The organism is Streptomyces sp. XM4193 (assembly GCF_023072595.1).
Taxonomy (GTDB): domain Bacteria; phylum Actinomycetota; class Actinomycetes; order Streptomycetales; family Streptomycetaceae; genus Streptomyces.
Genome location: NZ_JALLGK010000004.1, coordinates 382405 through 394183, shown reverse-complemented (window position 1 = coordinate 394183; position 11779 = coordinate 382405). Strand labels below are relative to the sequence as shown.

The 11779-nt window shown below is 73.2% G+C and carries 13 protein-coding genes; 6 read left to right on the top strand and 7 right to left on the bottom strand.

From position 1 onward, the window contains the following. The first annotated feature begins 217 nt into the window (after nt 1–217). The 3 genes from MTQ01_RS14715 to MTQ01_RS14705 are packed head-to-tail and all read left to right on the top strand — an operon-like array spanning nt 218 to nt 2957. A complete protein-coding gene (locus tag MTQ01_RS14715) occupies nt 218–802 on the top strand; it encodes a sigma-70 family RNA polymerase sigma factor (protein WP_247490493.1) in 585 nt (194 codons plus the stop codon). Further along, nucleotides 799–1557 carry an anti-sigma factor domain-containing protein gene (locus MTQ01_RS14710; RefSeq protein ID WP_247490491.1) on the top strand — a complete coding sequence of 253 codons (759 nt, stop codon included), beginning with the start codon at nt 799–801 and terminating at the stop codon, nt 1555–1557. Before MTQ01_RS14715 ends, MTQ01_RS14710 begins: the two co-directional genes overlap by 4 nt. Beyond that, complete coding sequence (locus MTQ01_RS14705) at nt 1554–2957, top strand: deoxyribodipyrimidine photo-lyase (RefSeq protein ID WP_247490489.1); 1404 nt, start codon at nt 1554–1556, stop codon at nt 2955–2957. Before MTQ01_RS14710 ends, MTQ01_RS14705 begins: the two co-directional genes overlap by 4 nt. Before the next feature lie 134 nt (nt 2958–3091). On the opposite strand, the gene MTQ01_RS14700 is transcribed toward MTQ01_RS14705, so the two are convergent. Together MTQ01_RS14700 and MTQ01_RS14695 are read right to left on the bottom strand one after the other, a co-directional pair. Further along, on the bottom strand, nt 3092–3706 hold the full coding sequence (locus MTQ01_RS14700; RefSeq protein WP_247490487.1) for a hypothetical protein: 615 nt from the start codon (nt 3704–3706) through the stop codon (nt 3092–3094). A gap of 279 nt (nt 3707–3985) precedes the next feature. Further along, nucleotides 3986–4348 carry a MerR family transcriptional regulator gene (locus MTQ01_RS14695; protein ID WP_247490485.1) on the bottom strand — a complete coding sequence of 121 codons (363 nt, stop codon included), beginning with the start codon at nt 4346–4348 and terminating at the stop codon, nt 3986–3988. Nucleotides 4349–4552: 204 nt separating this feature from the next. Between MTQ01_RS14695 and MTQ01_RS14690 the strand changes: the two genes are divergently transcribed. Beyond that, nucleotides 4553–5464 carry an NmrA/HSCARG family protein gene (locus MTQ01_RS14690; RefSeq protein WP_247490709.1) on the top strand — a complete coding sequence of 304 codons (912 nt, stop codon included), beginning with the start codon at nt 4553–4555 and terminating at the stop codon, nt 5462–5464. A gap of 119 nt (nt 5465–5583) precedes the next feature. After that, complete coding sequence (locus MTQ01_RS14685) at nt 5584–5733, top strand: hypothetical protein (protein ID WP_247490484.1); 150 nt, start codon at nt 5584–5586, stop codon at nt 5731–5733. 171 nt (nt 5734–5904) lie between these two features. Here the strand turns inward: MTQ01_RS14685 and MTQ01_RS14680 are convergent, their stop codons facing one another. Beyond that, on the bottom strand, nt 5905–6501 hold the full coding sequence (locus MTQ01_RS14680) for a putative immunity protein (RefSeq protein WP_247490482.1): 597 nt from the start codon (nt 6499–6501) through the stop codon (nt 5905–5907). A gap of 99 nt (nt 6502–6600) precedes the next feature. On the opposite strand from MTQ01_RS14680, the gene MTQ01_RS14675 reads away from it, so the two are divergent. Next, nucleotides 6601–7335, top strand: coding sequence for a MerR family transcriptional regulator (locus MTQ01_RS14675; RefSeq protein ID WP_247490479.1), 735 nt, complete (start codon nt 6601–6603; stop codon nt 7333–7335). A gap of 247 nt (nt 7336–7582) precedes the next feature. Here MTQ01_RS14675 and MTQ01_RS14670 read toward each other — a convergent pair whose 3' ends face one another. Genes MTQ01_RS14670 through MTQ01_RS14655 form a run of 4 tightly spaced genes read right to left on the bottom strand, consistent with a single transcriptional unit; the run spans nt 7583 to nt 11743 of the window. Further along, on the bottom strand, nt 7583–8386 hold the full coding sequence (locus tag MTQ01_RS14670; protein WP_247490477.1) for a DUF1295 domain-containing protein: 804 nt from the start codon (nt 8384–8386) through the stop codon (nt 7583–7585). Continuing rightward, entirely contained in the window at nt 8383–9723 is a 1341-nt protein-coding gene (locus tag MTQ01_RS14665; RefSeq protein WP_247490475.1) for a cyclopropane-fatty-acyl-phospholipid synthase family protein, read from the bottom strand. Before MTQ01_RS14665 ends, MTQ01_RS14670 begins: the two co-directional genes overlap by 4 nt. Then, nucleotides 9720–11057: a cyclopropane-fatty-acyl-phospholipid synthase family protein gene (locus tag MTQ01_RS14660; RefSeq protein WP_247490473.1), complete on the bottom strand. Its 1338-nt coding sequence runs from the start codon at nt 11055–11057 to the stop codon at nt 9720–9722. Before MTQ01_RS14660 ends, MTQ01_RS14665 begins: the two co-directional genes overlap by 4 nt. Beyond that, entirely contained in the window at nt 11054–11743 is a 690-nt protein-coding gene (locus MTQ01_RS14655; RefSeq protein ID WP_247490707.1) for a DUF1365 domain-containing protein, read from the bottom strand. The genes MTQ01_RS14660 and MTQ01_RS14655 overlap by 4 nt, the downstream gene beginning before the upstream one ends. Nucleotides 11744–11779: the final 36 nt, after the last annotated feature.

Genomic DNA, 11779 nt, shown 5'->3' with positions numbered 1-11779 from the left:
GGCGGCCCTGTGCGTGCCGCGGTGTCGCGGGGGCGGCCGCGTGGCATCGTGCGCGGACCGGGTCCGGGGGGGGCGAATTCGCCGCACGACCAATCCGACCGCGCCTCGGCTACGAACCGCAGGTGAAGCCGCGTATGGGAGGAACACACATGGGGTCTGAACGCCCAGCAGTCCACCGCCGGTCCGTCGGCCCGGTGACGAAGAGTGGTGCGGTCCTATGAAGGAGGCCGTCCACATCTCCGGTGTCACCGATCCGGGACCCGATCTCCAGGAGCTGTTGAACCACGTCGCGCGCGGCGACGCGGACGCCTTCGCCGCGGTGTACGACCGGGTCTCGGCTCCGGTGTTCGGCCTCGTGCGCAGCGTGTTGAGGGACCCCGCCCAGGCCGAGGAGGTCGCCCAGGAGGTGATGGTCGAGGTCTGGAGGCGTGCGGCGCACTTCCAGCCCGACCGCGGCAGCGCCATGGGATGGATCATGACGCTGGCGCACCGCCGGGCGGTGGACCGGGTGCGTTCCGCGCAGGCGGCGACCGACCGCGAGGAGAAGGCGGCGCTGCTGGAGCGCACACCCGCGTTCGACGAGGTCACTGAGCAGGTCGAGGCGCGGCTGGAGGCCGAGCAGGTACGACGGTGCCTGCGCACGCTGACCGAGTTGCAGAACCAGTCGGTCACGCTGGCCTACTACCGCGGGCTGACCTACCGGGAGGTGTCCGAGCTGCTCTCCGTCCCGCTGGGCACCGTCAAGACCCGGCTGCGGGACGGTCTGATCCGACTTCGTGACTGCCTGGGGGTGACCGGATGAGCTCCGCCGACCTGCACACACTGACCGGCGCGTACGCGGTGCACGCGCTCTCCGAGGAAGAACGCGCGGCGTTCGAACGGCACTTGTCGGCCTGCCGCCCGTGCGCGGAGGAGATCTCCGAGCTGAGCGCCACCGCCGCGCGGCTGGGCCAGGCCGTGAGCGACGCCCCGCCGCCGGAGATGCGGCAGCGGGTGCTGGACCAGATCGCCACCGTGCGGCAGGAGCCTCCGAAGGTGTCGGCCCGTGGGCGCGGGGGACGCGCGGGCGGCGCCCGTACGGCCCGCGCACTGCCGAGGCTGGTGCTGGCGGCCTGCCTGGCGGGGGTGGCGGCGTTCGGCGGCATCGCGGTGTGGCAGTACCAGCAGGCCGAGGACGCCCGGCAGCGCGCCGAGCAGGCCCAGCAGCGGTCCACCGACATCAGCGCCCTGCTGACCGCCCCGGACGCCAGCGTCGAGACCAGTGAACTGCCGGGCGGCGCCACCGGCACGGTGGTGGTCAGCCGCGAGCGGAACCAGGCGGCGTTCCTCGCCTCCGACATGCCGACACCGCCGCGCGGCAAGGTGTACCAGCTCTGGTTCAACGACGGTGGCACCATGCGTTCGGCGGGCCTGATGGACGCGCAGTCCGCGCGCCCCGCGACCGTGATGGCCGGAGACCTGGACCGGGCCTCGGGAATGGGCATCACCGTGGAGCCCGCCGGCGGTTCCGACCAGCCGACGTCCGAACCGTTGGCGGAGATGGAGTTCCCCGGATGAGTCCGGATCCCGAACGCAGGGTGGCGGTGGTGCTGTTCACCGCCGACCTGCGCGTGCACGACCATCCGCCGCTGCACACCGCCGTGCGGCGCGCCGACGCCGTCGTCCCGCTGTTCGTGCGGGACGACGGGGTGCGGGCGGCTGGGTTCGTCGCCCCCAACCGGGCGGCGTTCCTCGCGCGTGCGCTGGAGTCGCTGGACGAGGAACTGCGCGCCAGGGGCGGGCGGTTGGTGGTGCGCGAGGGCGCGGTGGCCGAGCAGGTGCGCGCGGTCGTCGAGGAGGTCGGCGCCCAGGAGGTGCACCTGGCCGCCGATGTGAGCGGCTACGCGGCGCGGCGCGAGGAAGCCCTGCGCACGGCGCTGGAGGGTACGGGAGCCGCGCTGCACGTTCACGACGCGGTGTGCACGGTGCTGCCGCCGGGCGAGGTGACGCCGACCGGCAAGGACCACTTCGCGGTCTTCACGCCGTACTTCCGCCGCTGGTCGGGGAGTTCGCCCCGCTCGGTGCTCGCCGCGCCGCGGCGGCTGGAGGTGCCGCCCATCGCCTCGGCCGCGCTGCCGCCGCTCGAGGTGTCCGGCGTCTCGCCCCGACTGGCGCCCGGCGGCGAGCGGGAGGGCCGGGAGCGGGTACGCCGCTGGCTGGCGCGTTCGGCGAGCGGTGTCGACGCCTACGAGGAGCGGCACGACGACCTTCCGGGCGACGCCACCTCGAGGCTCTCGCCCTATCTGCACTTCGGCTGCCTCTCCCCCGTCGAACTCGCCGACCGCGCGCAGCGGCACGGCGGTGTCGGGGCGGAGGCGTTCGTGCGGCAGCTGGCGTGGCGCGACTTCCACCACCAGGTGCTCGCGGCCCGTCCGGCCGCGGCGCACGCCGACTACCGCTCGCGCGGCGACCGTTGGCGGAGCGGCGCCGCGGCCGAGCGCGACGCGCAGGCGTGGCGCGAGGGCCGTACCGGTTACCCGGTGGTCGACGCGGCGATGCGGCAGCTGAGCGCGGAGGGCTGGATGCACAACCGCGCCAGGCTGCTGGCCGCGAGCTTCCTGACCAAGACGCTGTATCTGGACTGGCGGGTGGGCGCCGCGCACTTCCTGGAGCTGCTGGTCGACGGCGATGTGGCGAACAACCAGCTGAACTGGCAGTGGGTGGCGGGCACCGGTACCGACACCCGGCCCAACCGGGTCCTCAACCCCCTGGCGCAGGCCAGGAGGTTCGACCCGGAGGGCGTGTACGTACGACGCTGGGTGCCGGAGCTCGCCGGGGTCGCGGGACGTGCGGTGCACGAGCCGTGGAAGCTGCCCGCCGAGCGGCGCGCGGAGCTGGACTACCCGGAACCGCTGGTGGAGTTGGGCGCCGGGGCGGACCGTATGCGCCGCGCCCGCGGTCTGGACCGGCCCGGCTGAGCACCGTGCGGGCGCCCGGTGCTCGGCCGGCGGGACGGTTGACGCGGGTCGAGTCGGGCACGGCGGATCCGTCGAGTGCGGCGGGCGGGTCTGGCGCGGCAGACCGGTGAGACGGGGTGGGCGCGGCGGGCGGGTCAGCCGTGGCGGGCGAAGAGCTCGCGGAGGCCCGCGAGATCGGCCTCCTTCTGCGCCTCGTCCTTGTACCGGCCCTCCTCCTCCCGGCCCTCGACGAGGACTTCCGGGGTGAAGGAGAGGCCGAAGAGGTAGCCGCGCAGGCAGTAGTCGAAGCCGGACTCGCCGAAGAGGTCGATCTCCTCGCTGCGGCAGTACTCCTCCAGCCCGTCGGAGACGTGCCAGCTCTCGCCGTCGCACCAGAAGACGCCGCCGGCATAGTGGATGGCCCGGCCCGCGGAGTCCGTGAGGTTCAGCGACTCGTAGTTCTCCGGGCGGTCGCGGACCAGCGCGACCAGGGACTCGGGAACGCCCTCGTACAGCGACTCCTGGAGGGCGAAGTCGTCCTCGGCGTACAGGTTCAGCGACGCCTCGTGGTCGAAGGTCAGCAGCAGCACGCGGCCGTCCTCCGCGAAGTACCAGACCGCGGACTGGCCGCCGCCGTCGTTCCAGGCCAACCGGCGTGCGCCGGCCACCTCGACCGGCTTGACGCCCGCAAGCTCGTCCATGACGGCGGCCCTGCGCCGTACTTCCGGGAGGGGTGTCGCCACCAGGGCGTTCCACGTCTCGTTGCTCATGGCCGAAGGCTATCCACCACCTCTGACAACACCGGCCCCGCCCGACCCGCCGCTTTCCGTGTCCCCTCGGGTGACGCGGTTGCCGTCGGGTGTCGGCGGGTGTCGGCAGGCGTCGGCGGATGTCGGCGGATGTCGGCGCGAGCGAGGGTGGGCCCGTCCGTCGGTCCGAGAAGGCGAACCGGCAGATGCTGTCGCGGCGTTGCCGACCCTGGAGGACGAGCTCACGGAAGCGGCCGGGGAGCCGTTCGCGCTGCCGGTCCCGCTCCGCCCGCTCCTGCTTCAGGACGGACTTGCTGTTCCGTCAGGGTTGCGTGCCTCGGTGATGCAGTCGTGCAGCCGGTTGCGCACGGCCCGCAGGTCGGTCATCTTCCGGTCGAGACGGTCGCGTTCGGCCTCGAGCAGGTCCAGCAGTTCCGGTGACGCCTCACCGGAGTCGGTGAACGGCAGGACCTCGCGGATGATTCTGCTGGGCAGGCCCACGGAGTAGAGCTGCTGGATCAGCCCGACCCGTTCGACGGCGCCGGCCGGATACCGGCGCTGGCCGCCCGGACTCCGGGTGGAGTGCAGCAGATCCTGCTGCTCGTAGTAGCGCAGCGCCCTGACGCTGACGCCCGCCTTCGCGGCGACTTCCCCGATCCGCACCACGGCCTCCCGACTCGGCTCCAGCTCTCGCTTGCACCTGACACTGGCGTCAGGTTTTAGCGTAGCGAACACCGGGGCGCACCAGCCCTTGCCGGCTCCGGAGCAGTGCCCCGCACATCTCCGACCCACCTCTCGGGTCCCGGGAAGATCAGCAATGTTCAGCAGAAACACGGCCGTGATCGGCGGGAGAGCAGCGTGATCGACATGACCGACGCCAAGACCATCGTCGTCCTGGGTGCCACGGGACAGCAGGGAGGATCGGTCGTCGCAGCGCTGCGGGCCGACGGCTGGGCCGTGCGCGCGGTCGTGCGGGACCCGTCCGGCCGGCGGGCCCGTTCCCTCTCCGCCGCCGGTGTCGAAACCGTCCGCGGTGACCTCGGGGACCCGGAGTCCCTCCGCGCGGCCTTCGCCGGCGCCCACGGTGTGTTCAGTGTCCAGCCGAACTCCGGGCAGGCGGAATCCGAGGTGACCGACGAGGACGAGGTCCGCTTCGGCACGGCAGTGGCTGACATCGCCCAGCACTGCGGCGTCGCCCACCTCGTCTACAGCTCGGCGGTCACCGCGGGCTCGACAACGGGGGTCGGTCACCTCGACACCAAGAACCGCGTCGAGGCCCATATCCGGAATCTCGACATCGCCGGCACCGTCGTTCGACCAGCCACGTTCATGGAACTCCTGGTGACCCCCGGAACGGGGCTCGCCCGGGGGCACCTGTCCTTCCTGATGCGCCCCGACCAGGCCATGCAGTTCATCGCGGTGCGCGACATCGGCCGCATCGTCGCCGCGGTCTTCGGCGCACCCGGTCGATACGTCGGCCGCACCATGGAGATTGCCGGTGACGCTCTCACCGGCAGCGACCTGGCCGAGCAACTGACCCGGGCCGCTGGTCGGCCGATCGGATACACCCGGCTGCCGACGACGCCGGAACAGAACGAGGTCCTGGGCAGGTTGGCAGCACTCGTCGACGACGGCAGGCTGGCGGGCAACGCGAACCTCGACGCCTTGCGCACCGAGTTCCCTTCGCTGTTGCGCTTCGACCAATGGTTGGCGGGCCCCGGTGCGGGCCTGCTCGACCGGGCGCTCCGTTCCACGGACACGGGCATCGCTCCGCGCTGAACAAGGCCCGCTGTGCGATCCGGCCGGGCCCGGGTGCGGCCGGCCACACCTCGGTCAGAAGCTCGGGCAGGGCGGGCGAGAGGTGCCGATCAGGGTGCTCGCCACCGGCGGATCAGGCCGTGGCGGGGAACGTCGGGCTGTCGCGGATCCGTGCGAGCAGTTCGGGCACCTCGTACGTCCCGGTCTCCGCACCGGGCATCGTCGCCCGTCGGAAACCGCTGGTCGTCCAGATCGCCCAAGCAGCGGCCGAAGTTGTGGCCGGGGCTTGAAGATCTCCCAACACGACGCCGAGCAGGAGACGTTGCCGACAGCCACCGGCTCCGGCTTCGCTCCGCCCTGATCGTGCGGACGGGGACGGCCAAACGCAGTCCGCCGAGCGAGGTCGGCAGTCCGGGCCCCGGAACTGCACGATCGGCGAGCCGATGCTCACCGGTTCGGTGTCAACCGCTGTGCGGCTGTTCTCCGAGGCCGGTCAGGGTGGTGCTCCGCAACTGCCGGTCGAGGGTGTGCACCAGGCGTGTGACCGGTCTGTGCCCTTGCGGGATCCGCGGATAGCGGCGGAGGACGGCTGTGAGCGACGGGGTGGCGCAGCGCAGTGCGCAGCCCATCGGGTCCTGCCCGGGGCGGAGTTCGGGACACAGCTCGAAGACCCGGACGGTGTGCGCCGCGGCGCGCAGGATGTGGTTGACCTGGGCGGCGTCGGCCAGCGGATGGAGGTAGGCGGAGGCCGCGGCGTCGCCCGCCGCCGTCGCCGCGTGGAAGGCGGCCGGCGAGGAGGACTCCCGGCCCGCACGGTGCGCCGCGGGAGCCGTCACCCGCTGGGCCCGGGACCGGGGTTGCCCGCCGGCGAAGGCGGCTGCCGCCAGCAGGGCCTCCCGGGGCCGGTCGTCCTGCGGATGCGCTGTCTCGAAAACCGGCAGCACCTGCTCGGCGCAGGCGAGCGCGAAAGCGGTGACGGCCCTGATGTCGTCCGTCGTCAGGGGGAGGTCGGGGGTGCGCGGGGGTTTTCTGCCCGAGGGGCCCGGCTGGAGGTTCATGCACAACGATCGTAACTTCGAACCTTCGGTGGAGGCTTGGCCGGCCTTCGCCCCGTTCCTGCGGGGCTTGGAGCCGTCGAACCTTCAAAGGAGAGTGGGATGCGACCAGTCGATCTGGCACGCGCGGTGGCTCTCTCGCCGCAGGCGGTGCGCAACTACGAGGAGTGGGGCGTGCTGCCGCCCGCTGCGCGGCTGCCCAACGGGTACCGGCGGTACGGACCGTTGCACCTGGCGGCGCTCAGAGCCTTCGTCGCGCTGGTCGGAGCTGCCGGCCACGGCCCGGCGCGCGAGATCATGGCGGCCTTCCAGTCCGGCGAACCGGCCCACGCCTGGGAGACCTTGGACGCGGTGCACGCGCGGGCGCTGACCGAACGGCGCACCGTACGCCTCCTCGACGCGGCTCTGGACACCGCCGACGGGCGGTCGGCCCGAGGGCCCGGGAGCAACGCCGATGAACAGCCGCTCGGGTCGGGGGAGCTGGCCCGCAGGGTCGGGGTCACCACGACCGCGCTGCGGGGCTGGGAGCGGGCGGGGATCCTCTCACCACCACGGGGACGCACCGGACATCGCCGCTACGGCCGCCGGGACGTCCGCGACGCCGAACTGGCGGCGCTGCTGCGGCGATCCGGCCACGGCCTCACCGAGATCGCCTCCGTGCTGGCCGAGATCCGTCTGCGCGGGGGCGTCGGCCGCGCACGGCAGGCGGTCCGGGAACGCGCCCGCACGATCGACCGCGACGCCCGCGCACTGCTGTCCGCCTCGGCCGCGCTCTCCGGCTATCTGGCGCTCCGGGAGGAACGGTCGGGCCCGGCGGACGGGACGCAGCCGCCCTGACACCGCCGCACTCACCCGCACTCAGCCGCGCACCCCCGCACGCCGCCGTCGGACGCGCCCGCCGCGCCCCCGGGCCGGTGCACGCACCCGGACGACCGGCGCGCCCCGAACCGCCGCACACCGACCCGACCGCCGTGCGCCAGAACCGCCGCGCACCCCGGACCGCCGCGCACCCCGGACCGCCGTACGCCCCGGACCGCCGTGCCCGGCCCCGGACTGCCGCCGGGCGTACGGCGGTTGGCGTCGCTCAGCCGCGCTTCGGCGGCAGCGGGAAGAAGCCGCTGGTGCGGGCGGCGTACTCGGCGAAGCCCGGGCGGTCGGCCATGCTCTTCTCCAGCAGTCGCTTCCCGCTCCCGACGGTCAGCAGCAGGCTCATGACCACCGGCGAGACCAGCACCGCCGCCGCGACCGCCGGGTCACCGGCGGCCAGCAGGAACAGCCCCCACCAGACGGCGAAGTCGCCGAAGTAGTTGGGATGCCGGGTGTACTGCCACAGCCCGCGATCCATGATCATCCCGCGGTGGGCCGGATCGGCTTTGAAGCGGGCGAGTTGATGGTCTCCGACCGCCTCGAAGAAGATTCCGACGCACCACAGCAGGACACCCGCCACCACCACCGCGGGGACCGGTTCGGGGAGATAGCAGGCGGCCTGCACCGGCAGCGAGATCAGCCAGACGAGCGCGCCCTGGAGCAGATAGACCTTGCGGAAGGCGTAGGCGTCCCTGCTGCCGGGGGCCTTGCTCAGCATCCGCTCGTAGCGCGGGTCCTCGCCGTGGCCGGCGCCGCGCCGGGCGATGTGCACCGCCAGCCGCAGACCCCAGCCGGCGGTCAGCACCAGGGTCAGCAGCCGCAGCCCGCCGTGGCCCTGGCCGGCCGAGAGCAGGTACGAGACCAGGGCCACCGCGGCGAAGGCCGCGCCCCACGCGCTGTCGACGATCCGGTGCATGCCGCGGGAGCGCGCCAGCAGGAAGGTGACGCACATGACCGCGAGCGCGGCGAGCGCGGAGTACAGCAGGTTGGTGGCGAAGTCCGCCCAGGGGTAGTCGTTCACGCCGCCACCCGCTGCGCGCCGAACCGGTCCGTCGCGGCCCCGTCGAAACCGCTGTCGCCCTCGGCGGTGGGCCGCACCGCGAGCAACTGGTCGACGCCCATGCGTCGTTCCTCGAAGGCCAGCGCACCGCCGACGAGGTAGAGCTGCCACACTCTGGCCGTCTCCTCGCCGACCAGTGCGACCACCTCGGTCCACCGCTCCTGGAGCGTGCGGTACCAGGCCCGCACGGTGTGGACGTAGTCCTCCCGCATCGACTGCACCTCCCGCACCTCCAGCCCCGCGTTCTCCAGCAGGGTCACGGTGTCCCCCATCGGACGCATGTGCATGTCGGGGGCGATGTACGCCTCGATGAACGCGCCGCCGCCCGGCGCCACCGAACCCCGCGACATCTGCTGGACGAGGAGCCGGCCGCGCGGACGCAGCATCCGGTGCAGGAGCGCGGCGAACGCCGGGTACTCGGCGTCGCCGACGTGCTCGCCCATCTCCACCGTCGCCACCGCGTCGTAGGAACCGTCGCCCCTCAGATCGCGGTAGTCCGTGCGGCGCACCTCCACCAGCTCCTCCAGGCCGCGCTCGGCCGCCTGCCGGCGCACGTGCGCGGCCTGCTCCGCCGCGAGCGTGACGGCGGTGACCCGCACCCCGTAGCACTCAGCGGCGTACAGGGTCAGCGAGCCCCAGCCGCAGCCGACGTCCAGGAGCCGCATCCCGGGGGCGAGCGCCAGCCTGCGGCAGATCAGGTCCAGCTTGGCCCGCTGGGCGTCGTGCAGACCGTACGCGGCGGCCGAGCCGTCCTCCCGAACCGCGCGCGCCCCGGGCTCCCGGGCCCAGTGGGCGCAGGAGTAGGCCATCGTCGGGTCCAGCAGCAGGGCGTAGAAATCGTTGGAGAGGTCGTAGTGGTGGGCGATGACGGCCTCGTCGCGGGACTTGCTGTGCAGCGCGCCCTCGGGTCGGGCCTCGCTGCGCGGACGCGGCGGGCGCGGGCCCACCGCTCCCAGCCGCAGTGCGGTCCTCGCCGCCCGCAGACCGGTGCGGTCGCGCACCAGGCTCCTGGCCGTCGGCGGCCGCAGACCGCCCTCGCGCACCGCGCTCCACACGGCGCGCAACCCCTCCGCGAGGTCTCCCTCCACGGTCAGGTCGCCGCTGATGTACGCGCGGGCCAGGCCGAGTTCGTCCGGCTGCCAGACCAGGTGGCGCAGCGCCCGGCGGTGGCGCAGCACCAGCACCGGGGCATCGGCGGGCCCGCTCTCGCTGCCGTCCCAGGCGCGCAGCCGTACCGGCAGCGGGCCGCCGAGGAGTTCGCCGACGAGGCGGGTGATCTGGGGTGCGGCTCCGCTCACTGGGTGGGCTCCTCTGTGCTGTCGGACCGGGCCTTCCCGGTCGGTGTGCCGGTTGCCCCGGACGGTGCGTCGGACGCGCCGGGTGTGCCGGGTGTGCCGGGTGCGGTGAGCAGGAACTGCTGGACGTCGAGGTAGCCGGAGCGGAACCCTGCCTCGGAGTAGGCGAGGTAGAAGGTCCACATGCGGCGGAACGTCTCGTCGAAGCCCAGCTCCTCGACCTGCTCGGCGCGGGCGTGGAACTCCTCCCGCCACAGTCGAAGCGTCTCGGCGTAGTGCGGGCCGAACCCGGCGCTCCGGGTGATCTCCAGGCGCGGCGCGGCCTGTTCGGCGACCGCCTCGGTGGAGGGCAGCATCCCGCCGGGGAAGATGTACTTCTGGATCCACGTGTGGGTGCGGCGGGTGGCGAGCATCCGGTCGTGCGGCATGGTGATGGCCTGGAGCGCCACCCGGCCGCCGGGAGCGAGCACATCGGCCAGCTTGGCGAAGTAGGTGGGCCAGTACTCCACGCCCACGGCCTCGATCATCTCGACGCTGACCACCGCGTCGTACTCGCCGGTCACCTCCCGGTAGTCCCGCAGCTCGACGGTGGCCGCGTCCCGGTGGCCGGCTGCCGCGATACGGCTCAGCGCCAGCTCCCGCTGTTCCCGGGAGAGGGTCACACTGGTCACCCGGGCGCCGCGTGCGGCGGCCCTGATCGCCAACTCGCCCCAGCCCGTGCCGATTTCGAGCACACGAGTGCCCGCGCCGACCTCCGCGAGGTCGAGCAGCCGGTCGATCTTGCGGTGCTGCGCGTCGGTCAGCCGGTCGGGCGTGGCGGGCAGCGAGCGGAAGATGCCCGAGGAGTACGACAGGCTGCTGTCGAGGAAGAGCGCGAAGAGGTCGTTGGACAGGTCGTAGTGGCGGCTGATGTTTCGCCTCGAACCGCTCGGGGTGTTGCGCTGGGAGCCGGGCTGGCGCGCCGCCCAGACGCCGCGCAGCCGTTGCAGCGGGGCCGGGACCAGGGTGGCCATCTCGGAGGCGAGCACCGTGAGGACCGCGACGAGGTCGGGGGCGTCCCACTCGCCCGCGAGATAGGACTCGCCGAAGCCGATCAGCCCGGTGCGGCCGAGTCTGGCGTGGAAGGCGCGCGGATCACGGATCTCCATCAACGGGCCGCCCTGCCCGAGGAGTTCACCGTCGGGCAGGCGCACCCACAGGGGCAGCCGGGCGACCGCCCGGCGCAGCAGCCGCTCGGTGACACGCCTGCGGACGGCCGAGGCCGACGGCACCGAGGCGACGTCCGGCCAGCGTTCGGGGTCGATCGCGCTGGGGCTCGGGGAGAGGGTCGTACTCACTCCACACCTTCCTGGGGCTGGTGACGGGGACGGGGACGCACGGGCAGGCCGCGCAGCCAGAGCAGCACTCCGTGCGCCCTGATGGCGGCGCTGACGGCGAGCGTCGGCCAGGGGTGCCGGACGGCTGCCCGCAACAGGGCGGCCGTGCCCGGCGGTTGGCGTTCGCCGCGCACGGTCGCGGTGAACGGACGGGAGCCCTCGTGCTCCCAGTGGACGGCGAGGTCCACGAGGCGCTCGGGCAGCGGCAACCGCATCCGGTAGCCGCCCTCGACGGGCAGGAACGGCGAGACGTAGAACTCCTTGGCCGTCTCGGCGCGGCCCCGCTCGTCGGTGCGCAGCAGGTAGCAGTGACGCTCGCCGTAGGTGTTGTGGACCTCGGCGACGACGCAGCGAAGCCGCCCCTGCGGGTCGTGGCACCAGTACAGCGAGAGCGGGTTGAAGACATGGCCGAGGACGCGTGCGTTGGCCAGCATCAGAACGCGTCCGCCGGCCAGGTCGACGCCCCGTGCGGCCAGGAAGCGCTCCAGCCCCTCGCGGATGGTGGGCGCGGTGCCGGCGAAGTGGTCGGCGGAGCGGAAGCGGGCCAACGGCCGCAGCAACAGCGGAAGCCGGGGCGGCCGGGCGAGGTCGATCAGCCACATGTACGTGCGGTGGCGCACCAGGTGCCGCTTGGGTGCCGTGCGCACATGGGTGACCCGGCAGCGGTAGAGAGCGGCGGCCGC